Annotated in this window: 13 protein-coding genes and 1 other RNA gene; 1 reads left to right on the top strand and 13 read right to left on the bottom strand. The window is 31.4% G+C overall.

The window, feature by feature from the left end:
- Window positions 1–188: 188 nt before the first annotated feature.
- The 7 genes from rnpB to dnaG all read right to left on the bottom strand — a co-directional run bounded on the left by rnpB (window position 189) and on the right by dnaG (window position 6,960).
- Window positions 189–534, bottom strand: an RNA gene (rnpB, locus tag B5S50_RS15680) — RNase P RNA component class A.
- A gap of 63 nt (window positions 535–597) precedes the next feature.
- On the bottom strand, window positions 598–1,311 hold the full coding sequence (locus B5S50_RS15675) for a zinc ribbon domain-containing protein (protein ID WP_065077197.1): 714 nt from the start codon (window positions 1,309–1,311) through the stop codon (window positions 598–600).
- A gap of 121 nt (window positions 1,312–1,432) precedes the next feature.
- Entirely contained in the window at window positions 1,433–2,248 is an 816-nt protein-coding gene (locus B5S50_RS15670) for a Nif3-like dinuclear metal center hexameric protein (protein ID WP_065077198.1), read from the bottom strand.
- Entirely contained in the window at window positions 2,239–2,928 is a 690-nt protein-coding gene (locus B5S50_RS15665) for a class I SAM-dependent methyltransferase (RefSeq protein WP_065077199.1), read from the bottom strand. The genes B5S50_RS15670 and B5S50_RS15665 overlap by 10 nt, the downstream gene beginning before the upstream one ends.
- A 24-nt stretch (window positions 2,929–2,952) precedes the next feature.
- Window positions 2,953–3,843 carry a PH domain-containing protein gene (locus B5S50_RS15660; RefSeq protein WP_065077200.1) on the bottom strand — a complete coding sequence of 297 codons (891 nt, stop codon included), beginning with the start codon at window positions 3,841–3,843 and terminating at the stop codon, window positions 2,953–2,955.
- Between the two features lie 259 nt (window positions 3,844–4,102).
- A complete protein-coding gene (gene rpoD, locus B5S50_RS15655) occupies window positions 4,103–5,188 on the bottom strand; it encodes an RNA polymerase sigma factor RpoD (protein WP_065077201.1) in 1,086 nt (361 codons plus the stop codon).
- Window positions 5,188–6,960 carry a DNA primase gene (dnaG, locus tag B5S50_RS15650; protein ID WP_217302298.1) on the bottom strand — a complete coding sequence of 591 codons (1,773 nt, stop codon included), beginning with the start codon at window positions 6,958–6,960 and terminating at the stop codon, window positions 5,188–5,190. Before dnaG ends, rpoD begins: the two co-directional genes overlap by 1 nt.
- Before the next feature lie 402 nt (window positions 6,961–7,362).
- On the opposite strand from dnaG, the gene B5S50_RS15645 reads away from it, so the two are divergent.
- A complete protein-coding gene (locus B5S50_RS15645) occupies window positions 7,363–8,400 on the top strand; it encodes a CotS family spore coat protein (protein ID WP_065077203.1) in 1,038 nt (345 codons plus the stop codon).
- A gap of 42 nt (window positions 8,401–8,442) precedes the next feature.
- Here the strand turns inward: B5S50_RS15645 and B5S50_RS15640 are convergent, their stop codons facing one another.
- The 6 genes from B5S50_RS15640 to era form a co-directional block, all read right to left on the bottom strand.
- Entirely contained in the window at window positions 8,443–10,440 is a 1,998-nt protein-coding gene (locus B5S50_RS15640; protein WP_217302297.1) for an FAD-dependent oxidoreductase, read from the bottom strand.
- Window positions 10,441–10,656: 216 nt separating this feature from the next.
- Window positions 10,657–13,290, bottom strand: coding sequence for a pyruvate, phosphate dikinase (gene ppdK, locus B5S50_RS15635; RefSeq protein WP_065077205.1), 2,634 nt, complete (start codon window positions 13,288–13,290; stop codon window positions 10,657–10,659).
- A 67-nt stretch (window positions 13,291–13,357) separates the two neighbouring features.
- Window positions 13,358–14,002, bottom strand: coding sequence for a helix-turn-helix transcriptional regulator (locus tag B5S50_RS15630; protein WP_065077206.1), 645 nt, complete (start codon window positions 14,000–14,002; stop codon window positions 13,358–13,360).
- A gap of 207 nt (window positions 14,003–14,209) precedes the next feature.
- Window positions 14,210–14,815 (bottom strand): DUF4342 domain-containing protein, encoded by a 606-nt coding sequence (locus tag B5S50_RS15625; protein ID WP_065077207.1) that lies wholly within the window; start codon window positions 14,813–14,815, stop codon window positions 14,210–14,212.
- Window positions 14,816–14,830: 15 nt separating this feature from the next.
- Complete coding sequence (recO, locus tag B5S50_RS15620; RefSeq protein ID WP_065077208.1) at window positions 14,831–15,604, bottom strand: DNA repair protein RecO; 774 nt, start codon at window positions 15,602–15,604, stop codon at window positions 14,831–14,833.
- Window positions 15,605–15,651: 47 nt separating this feature from the next.
- Window positions 15,652–16,533: a GTPase Era gene (gene era / locus B5S50_RS15615; RefSeq protein ID WP_065077209.1), complete on the bottom strand. Its 882-nt coding sequence runs from the start codon at window positions 16,531–16,533 to the stop codon at window positions 15,652–15,654.
- Window positions 16,534–16,552: the final 19 nt, after the last annotated feature.

Raw genomic sequence — 16,552 nt, 5'->3', positions numbered from 1 at the left:
GTCTCCTAAATTAACCATTCATAATAATTCTAAAGACATTTCTACTACCGCAAATATATAATCCCATGTAAATAAAAAAATGCAAAACGTACTGCAAACAAATTAGTAAATTTGTTTGTGAAGAACGGCACGGCGGAAGAATGTAGGCAAAATAAAAAAGCACCAGGTCAAAACCTAGTGTTTTCTAGTGGGTAAGCAAATCTATAAGCCGAGTTCTGTATTAGACAATCATCTATCTAGGCCCATTGTTACCAGTGGGCTCAAGCGATACTACCCGAAAGCAAAGCGGGCCGCTTTTATATGCTTTCCTATTCGATCTTGCTTCAGATGGGGTTTACATAGCCGCAAAGTCACCAATGCGCTGGTGAGCTCTTACCTCGCCTTTCCAACCTTACCGAAATAAAATTTCGGCGGTATATTTCTGTTGCACTTTCCTTCAGGTCACCCTGACTGGGTGTTACCCAGCACCCTGCCCTATGAAGCCCGGACTTTCCTCTCCTGTATTTCTACAGCAGCGATTGTCTGACTTACTTACGAGTTACATAATATCATAACTAATAAAATATTACAACAAAAATTTTAATTTTTTAATGTAAGTTATTCAATTGAATGGTTATAATGTACTATTCTACCGCAATTATCGCAATAAACTATATGCTTATTCTTTTTGATATCATCTACAGTAACAGCAGATACCTTCATTTTACACCCAGAACAGACTCCTTTTGAAATTACGGCAGCTCCTGTCCCCTTAACAGAACATAGTTCATTAAACTCATCCAAAAGTTTTTTAGGAATACGTTGTTCAAATTCCTTAATATTACCTTCTGCCTTAACTATATTTTCTTTAGCTCTAACTCTGTTCTCACTGCTACTTTCCTTACAATTATAAAACTTTTCTTTTAAATCCATCAACTTTTTTCTACTTTTAGACTTTTCTTTTGATGTATTCTCTTCTTCATACATAAGATTTAAACTATCTTCTTCCAGTTTCTTCATATCATTTTCTTTCAATTTAATGGACTTCTCCAGTGTTTCCATAAACTTTAAATCATACTTCATGTCTCCATATAACTTATTCTCATCTATCTTTATATCCCCTTTTAGCTTACTTATTTTTTCTTCTAGTTCTTTCATATCCTCTTCTATCTTTTTAAATTTATTATCTATATTTTTGTAATTTAGCTTTTCTGCCTCAAATTCTTTTTTCATCTCTTTCAATAAGCTAACATTTGAATCTTCTTTTATATCTTTCTTATTTTTCTTTATAATCCCCATATTTTTCTGAATTTCAATAAGTAAATTTATCATATCTTCCTCCCATTAATTTAAATAAATTTTTTAAATATAATTCTAGAGTAAATAACACCATACTGTGAAATACTTTCCATATTTATTTTAAAAAAAGTAGAAATGAATTCAATTTTCATTTCTACTTATATTTATACGGACTTTTATTTACTTTTGATAAAATTACAGTATTCTCAAATCCTCTTACTTTTATTTCATGTCTTAAAAAATCAGCTATAATTTCCATAGCAGGCCATTCTGTTCCGAAATGTCCTGCATCAATTACAGCTATACCTTGTTCTTGAAAATCACTTACATAATGATAAGTAGTATCACCTGTAATAACACAATCTGCACCTAATGCTTTAGCTGCATCAAAATAATCCTGGCCACTTCCGTTTACAAGAGCCACTTTACTTATAATTTTAAGTTCATTTCCTGAATATCTAATTGAAGAGATATTCAAACATTTCTTTACCTCATTACAAAACTTAGCTAAAGTCATAGGTTCGGTAAGGCTTGCAATTCTTCCTATACCACAATCATTTTCGCCATAATTCTTAATTCTAGAAGGTTCAATAACCTTATAATTGGTAAGTCCAAGCTTTTCCATAATAATATCATTTATTCCACCTTTTACAGAATCCAGATTAGTATGACTGGAATATACATTTATATTATTTCTTATTAACTCTATTATTTTTTTTCCTATTAGAGTATCAGTAGTTATGCTGTACGGTCTTTTAAAAAGTAGTGGGTGATGGGTAAATATAAGATTACAATTATTCTTTACAGCTTCTTCTATTACTTCTAGTGTGCAATCTAAAGCCACAAGTATAGATCCTACTTCAGATTTCATATCTCCTACCATAAGCCCTACATTATCATAGCTTTCTTTAAGTATAGAAGGTGCTCTTTTTTCCAATATATCATGTACATCCTGTACTCTTAAATACATTCTATCAACTCCTGCAGCTTCTTTATTTTATTACATAAATCTTCTTTCCTTCTTCTCGCTAGCTCTGTATTGTCTTTTATATTTAAAATTATTTTATTATAGGATTCAATCTTACTTTTTACAAATTTTAAAAGAAGCTTATGCTTTTTATCTATCAAAGCCTTTCCCACTTCATAGAATATACTATCTACTTCTTGTTTTTCATTATCATATCTTATTTTTATTATCTCATAAAATCTGTTTTCGTCAATACATAATTCTTCATCTATTATTTTAAAACCACTTTTGTATATATATTCTCTAAGAACTTCAGAATTTCTCATAGGTTGAAGTATTAAAGCATCTGCCCTTTTAAACACTTCCATACCGTCAATAATTATGTCTCTTATAAGATTGCCTCCCATACCTGCAATTATCACATACTGAACTTCTCCAGGCTTTATAGAGGCAAGTCCACTACCGAGTCTTACATCTATTTTATTTTCCAATCCATGAAGTTTTATATTAAATCTGGCTTTTTCTACAGGTCCTTTATTTATATCTGAAGCTATAGCCCTTTTACACACCTTACTTTCTACTAGATAGATAGGGACATATCCGTGATCTGTACCTATATCCGCTGCACATTCACAATTGTCTACCATACTTGATACAGTTTTAAGCCTTAAACTAATTTCCATATAATCCTCCATTCCAAAATAATATTATTTAAATGTACAAAGTATTCTTATCTGCATAATTAAAAAAAATGCTGCCACTACCAATGCAGTATATATAAACTTATAAAAAACCTTTTTATCATATTTAGAAAAAATATATGCGGCATAGTACATACAAAACAGAAGTCCCATATTCAAAAGTCCATATGTCATTTGTTTAAATGCAAACTGCTTTCCTGTTCCAAATTCTACAGCTATAAAATTGGGATTAAAGCTTAAAGGCATTCTATCTGGCAAGTTTCCATAAAGATACATGATTATAGGGTTTAATGTAAGCATTAGGACTGTAAGTGCTGCAATTATAAATGGTACAAGAAACTTGGGTTCTTTTCTTAATTCAATACCCTTATTTAATTTATTTTCCCACTGTAAATTTTCTATATGTCTTTCTTTTATTTTTAATTCAAATTCTTGAAAGTTTTCTGGTGATATTCCATAAGTTATATCATCTGTCTTTAAGTATATAACATTTTTAGTTGAAGTAACAAACATATATGTTCTACCTACTTTATGAATAAACGACCTTCCTATGGCAAATTTACTTTTTCCATATCCTGATAGCTTTACTCCTTTAATGTATCCATTAGATTTTTGATACATTCTTATATCTTTAAAAGGAATTTTTTCATTCTTAAATTTAAACATACTGGTTATATACAAATTTTCTTCATCTATAGAGTATTTTAAAGTTCCACAAATTATAATATAATAAATTTGGTATGCATTTATAGCTATAAATGCTAGTTTAAAAAGATTAAATATTTCGTAGGAATTTATAAAATTTATAAGAACTATCATAAATACATTGTATATAACTGTTATGCCTGCTATAGCCCATACTCCTACTCCTTTTGCAGATTTATAAGTAGTTTTCATATTTGCTCACCTTCTTTATTAAATATTATATCATAAACAGAGTCCTTGGCGTCAGATGGAGTTTTGACTCCACCTGATGCTTAGGAATCGTTATCCAGGGACGTAGCTGCTCGCAACGTAAACTTGGAGAAAAGCGACTATCACAGAGTGCGTTGGAGTATTAGAGCAGGTAGTCATCGGATAAAGTTATATTCTGCTCCTATTTGAAAGTTTGCAAATTAGTTTTTCAGACAAGTAAAAGCACCTTGGAAGGGGTGCCTTAATCTAAATAATCTTTTAATTTTTTACTTCTACTTGGATGCCTTAGCTTTCTAAGAGCCTTGGCCTCTATCTGCCTTATTCTCTCTCTAGTTACATTAAACTCTTTTCCAACTTCTTCTAGAGTTCTAGCTCTTCCGTCATCTAGCCCAAACCTAAGTCTTAAAACTTTTTCTTCCCTTGGAGTTAAGGTATCCAATACATTTATAAGCTGTTCCTTAAGCATTGTAAAAGCTGCGGCCTCTGCAGGTGCTGGCGCCTCATCATCTGGTATAAAGTCTCCAAGGTGACTGTCTTCCTCTTCTCCAATAGGGGTTTCAAGAGATACAGGTTCCTGTGCTATTTTCATAATCTCTCTTACTTTATCTACAGGCATCTCCATTATTTGCGCTACTTCTTCTGGATGAGGTTCTCTTCCAAGTTCTTGAAGTAACTGTCTTGAAACTCTTACAAGTTTATTTATGGTTTCTACCATGTGAACAGGTATTCTTATTGTTCTTGCCTGATCTGCTATTGCCCTTGTAATTGCCTGCCTTATCCACCATGTAGCATAGGTACTAAATTTATATCCCTTTCTGTAGTCAAACTTTTCTACTGCCTTTATAAGTCCAAGATTCCCTTCTTGAATTAAATCTAAGAAAAGCATTCCTCTACCTACATATCTTTTAGCTATGCTAACTACTAACCTCAAATTAGCTTCTGCTAACTTTTTCTTTGCAACTATGTCTCCCTCTTCTATTCTTTTTGCAAGAGATATTTCTTCTTCTGGTAAAAGCAGCGGAACTTTTCCTATTTCTTTTAAATACATTCTTACAGGATCATCTATTGCAATTCCATCAGGAACCGATAAATCTAAGGTTTTCTCATTTGATTCTGTTCCATGTTCATCGCCAGTTACTTCTATTCCCATGGATTCAAGAGCTTCATATATTTTTTCTATTTGCTCGGGACTTAAGTCCACCTCTTCTAATTCGTCCATTATTTCTTTATAAGTTAAGGTGCCATTTTTTTTACCTTTTTCTATGATTTTTTTAACTAACTGTAGTTTTGCACTCTTACTTTTCATTTTATTGCCTCCTTTTACCATTACTGCATTTCACCAATCCTTTTTTGTATTTTAATTAATTCTTGTGCCAGTTTTAGAGATTCATTCAAATTTCCCTGAGCTTCACATTCTTTTATTTTATTTATAATGTGTTCCTTGGATTTTTCCAATCTATGTCTTTTTATTTTATCTATATAATTATCTATCATATCTTTATAATTGCTGCTGTCATATCCGATTTTAGTTTCCATAATGTTAACCCACTCTTTAGAGGTATCTACGTCATGGCAATTTAACTCTATAATTTTTTTTCTTTTTTCTATATCATATTTCACATTTTCCACTATATAACTATATATTTTTTTATGACTTTCTAATATAATATTATCAATTTCTATTTTATCTAACGCATATTTAAACACTTCTTCATTTTCTAAAATAAGTTTTAAAAGAGCTCTCTCAGCCTTTAAATATGCTGGCTCTAAATATAATTTTTGTCCAAAACCATCATCTATATTCACTTTTTCATTTTTTTTTACATTTTTTTGAATATTATCATTCAACATATCATATAGTACTTGATCCCTTATTCCCGTTTCTTCCGATATCTTTTTTATGTATATTTCTCTTTCTATAGGATCTAATTGAGACAATATTTTTAGTGCTTTTTCTACATATTTTATAGTATCTTCAGAATCATTAAAATTCATGTTATTTTTTATACTTTGAATTCTATACTCTATAAGTGGAAGAGCTTTATCTACAAGTTCTAAAAAAGCATCTTTTCCATTATTTCTAATAAATTCATCAGGATCTTTTCCTTGTGGCACTACTAAAACCCTTACTTCCAATCCTACACTTTTTAGTATATCTAGGCCTCTAACCGTAGCTATTTGACCTGCTGCATCTGCATCATAAGATATTATAACTTTATCAACATACCTAGCCATAAGTTTTGCCTGATTTATAGTAAGAGCTGTACCTAGAGAAGCCACTGCATTAGTTATACCATATTGATGAAGAGATATACAGTCCATGTATCCTTCCACAATTATAAACATTCTAGAAGTATTATTTTTTATGGCAAAATTTAATCCATAGAGATTAATACCTTTTTTAAATAGATGAGTTTCTGGAGAATTTAAATACTTTGGTTTAGAATCATCTAATACTCTACCTCCAAATCCTATTACTTTTCCTCTAAAATCAAATACGGGAAAAATTATTCTGTTTCTAAATCTGTCATAGTAATTTCCCTTTTTACCTTTAATTATAAGTCCATCTGATAGCATATCCAGTTCAGTAAATCCTTTTTTCTTTAAGAAAATCAACATATCATTCCAACTATCAACAGAATATCCGATACCAAATTTGTTCATGGTTTTTTCTGTTATTCCTCTATTTAACATGTAGGATTTAGCTATTTTATTTTTATTTAAACAATTATAAAAATATCTGGCAGCTTCTATGTTTAGTCTATAAAGTTTTTCATAAGTATTTTTTCTATTACTGTTTCCATTACCGGTTTCATCCAGATCTATATTTGCTCGATCAGCTAAAATCTTCAATGCTTCGGGAAAAGTTAACTTTTTCAGTTTCATAACAAACGTTATTACATTTCCTGCCTCACCACAACCGAAACATTTATATATTTGCTTATCCACAGATACACTAAAAGATGGGGTCTTTTCTTGATGAAAAGGACATAATCCTAAATAATTTCTACCTGCCCTTTTTAGCTTTACACTTTCAGATATGATATCTACTATATCACTTGCATCTTTTATTTTTTGAATGACATCTTCCGATATCACTAACGAATCCCCACCTATCTTAAATTATTATGTTCAAGAATAAATATATTCGACATAAATTACTATATTCCTTCTTCAAAAATAAATATTTTTTTTCTCAAATAAGGAATATACTATATATATTCTTTACAAAAATTAAATATCCTTCAATAAAAAAAATTTTTAATTTTAAAACTGCATAATTTTACTTATAAATATATAATATATAATATAATTCTGTAACTTTACTGTAAATGCTATATATTTATTCCTATTTTACCCACATACTAGTAAAAATTATTCTTCTCTATATGAGAAATTTGTTACATTTTATTTTCTGAAACTTCTTTTTTTAAGAATAATGTATATTATAAAAGGTACCTTAATATTATTATAGAGGAACAACTTTTGAGGAGTTTTTGTATGGATTTGTTATCTGAAAAAACTGTAAAAAAATATGTACTTCCCTATTACAATATGAATGATGCATCTATAGATAGAATCAAATTTAAAAATACAGATAAGCAGAGGGCAGTATATAAAATAAGTCATCTAAATGAAAATTACTGTTTAAAGAAAGTATATTTCGATGAAGCAAATTTACTTTTTGTATATTCTGCCATAGAGTGGTTTTTTAGAAATAACATTAGAGTTCCTAGAATATTACCTACAATTTATGGAGGTCGATATGTAAAATATAACGACATGCTTTTTATGCTTACTCCCTGGATAACGGGTACTAAATGTAATTACAACATTAAAGATCATCTTTTAGTGTCCATCTCTAATTTAGCAAAAATGCATAAAGTAAGCAAAAACTTCACCCCCATTAAAGGTAGTATTGAAAGGATTAATTTTGAAAAAACATATATATCCTTTGAAAAACATTTTAAGCAGCTGTTAAACTGCTCAAATTTAGCAGCTAAATATAAAGATAAATTCTCACAATTATTTCTACAATATTTTGAAATCAACCTTATATTGGCACAAATGTCCTCTAGAATATCTTCTTCTATAAACTATGATAATTTAAATACCTGCCTATGCCATCTAGATTATGTAAATAAAAATATAATATTTGATGATAACAATAAAATTTGGATAATAGATTTTGATAAATGCAGCATAGACTATTGTGCTCATGATATCTCCTATTTCTTAAGAAGATTTCTAAAGCGAAATTCTACTAATTGGCAGCTAGATATAACATTAGAATGTTTAAATTTATACGAAAAAACTTTTCCGTTAACATTAGATGATTATAAATATATAATATCTTATTTAGCTTTTCCTCAAAAATTTTGGAAAATATCTAGAGATTATTATAAAAACATATCAAAATGTAATCATAATTCTTTTTACTATTTACTAAAAAAGTGTTCTAATAATATTGATCAGCTTAAATTTATTATAAGTTTGGGGAAATACGTAGAAAAAAAGTTTCATACTATTATTATTTAATAGTATGAAATTTTATATTCAGTTTAATCAACTATTTATTCACTACAAATTTGATGCAACCTCATAAGCATCCCAAATAGCATACATGATGTTTGAAACCTTCCTGGCATCGCCTAAAAGTCGTATATCAGGTATTTCATATTTAAGGGAATTATAAAGTTCTTTATTGGAATTATATCCTATGGCAAAAACTATTGAATCTGCTTCAATCTCCCGCTTACCACTACCCTCTGTATTTACAAGAACACCTTTATCCGTAGTTTTTACAGCCTTTGACGAAGTTAGAACATCAATATGGTTGTATGGAATAAGAGCCAAAAGCATTCCCATGTTAGCAAAACAGCTTGGACCATTTAAAGCGAGCAAACTATCCATAGCCTCAACAATAGTAACTTTTTTACCAATTTTTTTTAGATAAAGAGCTGTTTCACAACCAACAAGGCCCCCACCTAAAACTACAACTTTATCACCTATTTGCTTCCTGCCACAAAGTACATCTGCAGCAGCAAATACTTTGCTGTTATCTCCTAGGTTAAAAATCTTAGGTTTTGAGCCTGTAGCAATTATTACTACATCTACACTACTATTTCTGACGACTTCTGGTGTAACCTTAGTATTAAGTTTTATTTCCACACCCAAATCTTTTAAAGTATTTTCATACCATGCAATAAGTGCTCTGTCATCTTCTTTAAAGTCAGGAACTCCACCTGGAATTAAGTTTCCTCCAAGTCTTCCCGTTTCTTCATAAATTACTGGTTCATGCCCACGAAGTTTAAGAACTCTCGCTGCTTCACAACCTGCTACGCCCCCACCTACTATCAACACTTTTTTTGGTTTAAGTGCTGGAGTAAGAAAATTAATACCTTCTCGGCAAGCTTCAGGATTAACAGCACAGTTAAGGGATCCATTTTTTACCATACGTCCTAGACATCCTTCATGGCATGAAAGGCATGGTCGTATCAACGCAGTTTTACCCAAATGCAACTTATTTACATAATCAGGATCTGCAAGAAGAGGTCTTCCAAGTCCTATCATATCACAAGCACCTTCATCTAAAGCAGAAAGTGCAAGATCAGGATTGTCCATACGTCCTGCACATATTATTGGGACATCAACTGCTTGTTTCATCATTTTTGCATAAGGAATATATAATCCCTTCTTTTGGTACATAGGTGGATGATTCCACCACCATGCATCATAGCATCCAACATCTACATCCAATGCATCATAACCATATTGTACAAGCAGCTTTGCTCCTTGAATACTTTCGTCAACATCTCTTCCTTTTTCCTCAAATTCTTCACCCGGCAGTCCTCCCTCTCGCCAGTTTTTTATAAAACTCTTAGGACTGTAACGCAGTATAACAGGAAAATCATTACCACAACATTTCTTTATTTCTTCAACAACTTCACGAGCAAAACGCAGACGATTTTCGATGCATCCACCGTACTCATCAGTACGATGATTAAAAAATGAAATGGCAAACTGATCCAGCAGATAACCTTCATGTACAGCATGAATCTGTATACCGTCAAAACCGGCACGTTTTGCATTTACTGCTCCTTCACCAAACATTTTAACAATATGATGTATTTCGTCTTTAGTTATTTCTCTGCAGGTTACATCAACCCATCGATTGGGAATAGGAGAAGGTGCTATTGGTGATACATTTTCATTTAATGGTGGAGCCACTCTCCCAAATCCTGCACTCATTTGAAGAAAAACCTTTGAATCATAGGCATGAATACGTTCGGTCATTTCACTAGCTGTTCTTATAAAGTGAATTGAATTATATGTAGAACAAGGTACACCAGGCATTTCATGTTTTTCTACTTCGTTTTCAACAAATGTTACACCTGTAATAATGAGACCAGTGCCTCCGCTAGCACGTTTTACATAATAATCTACGCCACGCTGATTAAATCCACCCTCGGCATCACCAAGTCCTTGTGGGCCCATAGGTGCCATGGCAAAACGATTTCTAATTTCAACGTTTCCAATTTTAACAGGTTCAAATAATTTTTTATATTTATAAACCATACATAAACCTCCTTGTTAAATTAATATATTTCACTTACTTACCTAAGGCCCTAAATCTTTTGGCCTTGTAAAAGCTATTACTAGAAATATGAGTTTTTCAATAAAAACATGGCATTGTACTTAAAATCAATGGTGAAATTAAGTTACAATGCCATAGTACAGATAGCTTCAAATTGCCCTTTTATAAGGTTTTTTAAGCTATTACTATACTTTTAATTACTTTCTTGGATTCTTTATTTGAGCTTGAGCTGCAGCAAGTCTTGCCACAGGTACCCTAAATGGTGAACAAGATACATAGTCAAGTCCTACATTGTGGAAAAATTCTACAGAAGATGGATCCCCTCCATGTTCTCCACATATTCCAAGATGAATGTCAGGTCTAGTCTTTTTACCTAATTTTACAGCAGTCTCTACAAGTTTTCCTACTCCAATCTGATCTAACTTTTGGAATGGATCAAACTCATATACTTTTTTATCATAATAATCATTTAAAAATTTACCTGCATCATCTCTTGAAAATCCAAAAGTCATTTGAGTTAAATCATTAGTTCCAAATGAGAAGAACTCAGCTTCTTTTGCTATTTCATCAGCTGTAATAGCCGCTCTTGGAATTTCTATCATAGTTCCTACTTCATATTTTAAATTGACTCCCTCTTTTTGTATTATTTCATCTGCTACCTTTACAACTACATCTTTAACATATTTTAATTCTTTTACTTCTCCTACAAGAGGTATCATAATTTCTGGAACTATATCATACCCTTTTCTCTTCTTAACATCTATAGCTGCTTCTATAATAGCCCTTGTTTGCATTTCAGCTATTTCTGGATATGAAACAGTAAGCCTGCATCCTCTATGTCCCATCATAGGATTAAATTCATGTAGAGAATCTATAGTATCTTTCAATTCTTGAAAACTTACTCCCACTTCCTTTGCTAAAGCCTCTATATCCTCAGTTTCAGTAGGTAAGAATTCATGAAGTGGTGGATCCAAAAATCTAATTGTGACAGGTTTTCCTTCCATTGCCTCATATATTCCAATAAAATCTTTCTTTTGTCTTGGTAGCAATTTATCTAAAGCTTTTCTTCTCTGCTCTTCCGTTTTTGAAACTATCATTTCTCTCATTTCTGGTATTCTATCTTCATCGAAGAACATATGCTCTGTTCTACAAAGTCCTATTCCTTCGGCACCAAAACTAATAGCCTGGTTTGCATCTCTTGGTGTATCTGCATTGGTTCTAACTCCTAATTTTCTTATATTATCAGCCCATCCCATGAAGATTCCAAAATCTCCCGATATTTCTGGTGCTACAGTCTTTATAGGCTCTCCATAAACATTTCCAGTACTTCCATCTAAAGATATGTAATCTCCTTCTTTATAAACCTTATCTAATCTTTTGAAAAGCTTTTCCTTTTCACTTACTATAAGATCACCACATCCAGCTACACAGCATGTTCCCATACCTCTTGCTACAACAGCTGCATGAGATGTCATACCTCCTCTAACTGTAAGTATTCCTTCAGAAGCTGCCATTCCTTCTATATCTTCTGGGGAAGTCTCTAACCTTACAAGTATTACCTTTTCACCTTGATCATGATGTTTCTTAGCATCATCTGCTGTAAAATATATCTTACCACAAGCTGCTCCTGGTGATGCAGGAAGTCCATTTGCTATTACAGCTGCCCGTTTCAATTCATCACTGTCAAAGTTTGGATGCAATAGTGTGTCAAGCTGTTTAGGCTCAACTTTAAGTATGGCCTCTTCTTTAGTGATGAGACCTTCATCTACCATATTTACTGCTATTCTAAGTGCAGCCTGAGCTGTTCTCTTACCGTTTCTCGTCTGAAGGAAATATAATTTCCCCTGCTCTATAGTAAACTCCATATCCTGCATATCTTTATAATGATTTTCGAGTTTATTCGCTATACTCATAAATTGAGAATAACATTTTGGAAGGTCTTCTTTTAGCTTTGTTATAGGTTGAGGTGTTCTTATCCCTGCAACTACATCCTCTCCTTGAGCGTTTATGAGATATTCACCAAATATGGACTTTTCCCCTGTAGATGGGTTTCTAGTAAATGCAACTCCTGTTCCTGAAGTCTCTCCCATATTTCCAAATACCATTGATTGAACATTTACTGCAGTTCCCCAATCACCTGATATATCGTTTAACCTTCTGTAAATTATTGCTCTAGGGTTTTCCCAAGATCTAAACACTGCAGTAACTGACTGAATTAACTGTTCCTTAGGATCTTGAGGAAAGTCTTCCTTTACTTCTTTTTTGTAAATATCTTTAAATTTCTGGATTATATCCTTTAAATCGGATTCATCTAAATCTGTATCGTATTTTACTCCTTTAGCATTTTTTACGTCATCCAGCACATCTTCAAATTCTCTCTTTTCAATTCCCATAACTACATCTGAAAACATTTGAATAAATCTTCTATAAGAATCATACGCAAATCTTTCATTTCCTGTTAGCTTTTTAAGTCCTATTACAGTATCATCATTTAATCCCAAATTTAATATAGTATCCATCATTCCTGGCATAGAAACTCTGGCTCCTGACCTTACTGAAACTAACAGTGGATTCTCTATACTTCCAAACTTTTTTCCTGTTGTCTCTTCCACATTTTTAAGTGCATCATAAATTTGATCTATAACTTGCTGTGATATGGATTTACCATCTTCATAATATTTGGTACATGCCTCTGTGGATATAGTAAATCCACCAGGAACGGGTATGCCAAGATTGGTCATTTCTGCAAGATTAGCTCCCTTGCCTCCAAGTAAATTTCTCATGCCAGCATTTCCTTCATTGAAAAGATAAACGTACTTCTTACCATTCATACAAACATCTCCCTTATAAAGTTTTTAACATTTTTGTATATTAACAGGATTTACCTGAATAATCGGTTTATTTACTTTCTCCTATCTTTACAAAAAGTCTTGTTATGTTGGTTTTGGATACTTTTCCTATAATTTTAAATGTTTCGTTTTTAGATTTATCATAAGATTTTTCTACTACTGGAAGACTATCTACTTCATGCTCCATTATTTTTTGAGCTGCTAAATATGCGGGATCATCCTTCTGCACACATACTATATTGGGCATTCTTGTCATTATTACACCTACAGGTATTTTATGCATATCTGTACTGCCCATAGCTATTTTTATAAAATCTTTTCTAGAAACAGCTCCTATCAAAACACCATTGTTTTCTATAAACAAAGTTCCCACATCATTTAAAAACAAGTATAATATTGCATCATATACAGTAGTATTTTCATCTACCATTACTGGTTTTGACATTATATCTTTTACTTTTATTTCCATTATATAATCATATAATAAACTGTAAGAAGGTTTTTGAGAATATATATATCCAACCTTTGGTTTTGCCTCTAATATGCCTGTCATTGTAAGTATGGCTAAATCAGGTCTTAAAGCTGCCCTCGTAACACTCAATTTGGACGCAAGCTGTTCACTTGTTATTGGTGCATGTTCTTTTACTAATTCTATTATTTTTTCTTGCCTTGGTGATAATTTTATGATGTCCACCCTCTCTCTTCATAGTAAACCAATCAATTGTAAAAATATTTACTAAGAGGAATCTACAGTCCATAACTGTATTCTTAAAGCTATTATACCACATATATACAAATTAATAATATACTCTTCTTTGTTTTATTCAAAATTGTCAATATATTTTAAATTGTATATGAGTTGCACCTAAAATATCTTTCAAATACAACTTAATAATAAAATTTATTGCTTATCACTACTTTTTTCATCATTTTCTCCATATCCTTTTTCATCCTCATCAATGTCATCAAATTTTACAGTATACTTGTATGAGTTTTTATCTTCATCATCATTTTTATTAGAAAATTTATCTTTTACAGAAGACGCTGCATTAAAAACTTTATCTTTTACATCACTTACAGTGCTCTTTACTCCACTTTTTATTATCTTATCTACTACTTCTACACTTCCATCATCTTTTATTATCTCTATGCTCAGTTTTGTAAACACAGCAGTCAATATGCCTATAGCTATAAGTGGCGGCCATACAAGTGCTGTTAATGTAGCTGCAATACCTGCATTTACTGGAATATCAAGTACAGTTCTATCCTCTCTTCTTATTTTTATCCTAGTTACATTTCCCTTTCTAACCAAATCTTTTAACCAATCAAGAAATTCGTCCTTTGTAGTATACATACTATCCTTAGTTGATTTTTCAGTTTCTTCTATATATATAAGTGCATCAACCACATTTCCTTCACAATTTTCTAAAGCTTCCTTTGCTTCGGCATAAGTTACTCCAGTTCTCTCTCTTATAATATCAATTTTTTCTAATGTTATTTCGCTCATAATTTTCTCTCCTTTTCAATTTTTATTTTTTTCAAAACTTTGAAGGCAATTCAAAACGTCTAAACTTTTAGGTTTTCTAAAATAGTTTTGAGAAATAATTAATGTCAAAATTTTATATAGTTCTTTTTTTACATCTTCTGATAATATAACCTTATACACATTTTCTAAAGGAATTTTAGACAAATATTTGAGGGCACTTGAAGTAGCATATTTTATAGGTATACCATTTACCTTTTCACATTCACTGCAAACACCGCCCAAATACTGAAGATTTAAATAATCAAAAGATGTAATTTTCTTTCTACATAGAGCACACTGATCAAAATTAAGACCATATCCTGTAATCTGTAAAATTTTTAGTTCAAATGCTCTGGCTAAAGTTTCTACATCAACTCCATGACTTCTTATAAGATAAAAAGAAGTAACCAGATATCTAAATAATTCACTGCTAGTTTCACCGTCATTCATTGCTATATCCGTAAGTTCACAAAAATAAGAAGCATAGGTTAAATCATTTAAATCATTTAATAAATCTTGAAATGAATCTATTAAACTACTTTCATTTATTACATACAAGTTCTTACCTTTATAGACTACGTAATCTCCATAACAAAACTGAAGTGTAGTAGAAAATAGAGAGTTTTTACTACTTTTTGATCCTCTAGCTATAGTTGCTATCTTGCCTAATTTTTCAGTAAAAAGCCACACCAATTTATCTGACTCTTTTATATCTTGAGTTTTAATTATGACAGCTCTAGTTTTGAATATGTTCAGAAAATCATCCCCCACTACAGTTCTAATTATATTATGTCCTTATTTTAAAATAAATTCCCATACTATTTATATCCTAATTCTTTTAACAATCTATCACTATCTCTCCATTCTTTCTTAACTTTAACCCATACCTTTAAATAGACCCTTGTATCTAAAAATTTTTCAATATCTTTCCTTGCATAAGTTGAAATTTTCTTCAACATAGCACCATTTTTACCTATAATTATACCCTTATGAGAATCTTTTTCACAGAGTAATGTAGCTTCTATATTGTAAATTTCCTTCGAGTCTTTTTTCATTGAGTCTATCTCTACTGCTATTCCATGTGGAACTTCTTTTGAGAGAAGCCTGAGTGCCTTTTCCCTAATTATCTCGGATACTATAAATTTTTCCTGTTTATCCGTAATCATATCATCCGGGTAATACTTAGGCCCTTCGGGTATATACTTTACCATAAGATCTATTAATTCTTCCACATTCTTTCTCTTTAATGCAGATATAGGTATTACCTCCACAAAATTAAATATAGCTGAATAATTTTTTAAAGTTTCTGCCACTCTATGTTCTGGATTTTCATCTATTTTATTTAAAACTAAAAACACAGGTACATTGCATTTTTTAAGTTCTTCTAAAATATATAAATCTCCTTTGCCTGGCTCTAATTCAGGAGTAGTTAAAAAAAGCACCAAATCTACATCTTTGATGGAATCTTCAGCAGCTTTAACCATATAGTCCCCCAGCTTATGTTTTGGCTTATGTATACCTGGTGTGTCTACAAAAACCAACTGAAAATCATCCTCTGTTAGAATAGTCTGTATACTGTTTCTAGTAGTCTGCGGTCTACAAGATACAATAGACAACTTTTCCCCCATTATATTATTCAAAAGCGTTGATTTTCCCACATTAGGTCTTCCTATTATTGTAATAAATCCTGATTTAAACATAAATTTTCTCCTTATTTTC

It is taken from the genome of Clostridium sp. 001 (assembly GCF_019056555.1).
Classification (GTDB): domain Bacteria; phylum Bacillota; class Clostridia; order Clostridiales; family Clostridiaceae; genus Clostridium_B; species Clostridium_B ragsdalei.
Note: the sequence above shows the minus strand (reverse complement) of the source record. Positions and strands in the feature narration are given on the sequence as shown.

Coding starts and splice junctions, on each gene's coding strand:
- ppdK (WP_065077205.1), bottom strand. CDS start 13,290: ATGAATGGTAAGAAGTACGTTTATCTTTTCAATGAAGGAAATGCTGGC.
- B5S50_RS15675 (WP_065077197.1), bottom strand. CDS start 1,311: ATGATAAATTTACTTATTGAAATTCAGAAAAATATGGGGATTATAAAG.
- B5S50_RS15660 (WP_065077200.1), bottom strand. CDS start 3,843: ATGAAAACTACTTATAAATCTGCAAAAGGAGTAGGAGTATGGGCTATA.
- B5S50_RS15665 (WP_065077199.1), bottom strand. CDS start 2,928: ATGGAAATTAGTTTAAGGCTTAAAACTGTATCAAGTATGGTAGACAAT.
- B5S50_RS15670 (WP_065077198.1), bottom strand. CDS start 2,248: ATGTATTTAAGAGTACAGGATGTACATGATATATTGGAAAAAAGAGCA.
- B5S50_RS15640 (WP_217302297.1), bottom strand. CDS start 10,440: ATGGTTTATAAATATAAAAAATTATTTGAACCTGTTAAAATTGGAAAC.
- B5S50_RS15625 (WP_065077207.1), bottom strand. CDS start 14,815: ATGAGCGAAATAACATTAGAAAAAATTGATATTATAAGAGAGAGAACT.
- rpoD (WP_065077201.1), bottom strand. CDS start 5,188: ATGGTAAAAGGAGGCAATAAAATGAAAAGTAAGAGTGCAAAACTACAG.
- B5S50_RS15645 (WP_065077203.1), top strand. CDS start 7,363: ATGGATTTGTTATCTGAAAAAACTGTAAAAAAATATGTACTTCCCTAT.
- era (WP_065077209.1), bottom strand. CDS start 16,533: ATGTTTAAATCAGGATTTATTACAATAATAGGAAGACCTAATGTGGGA.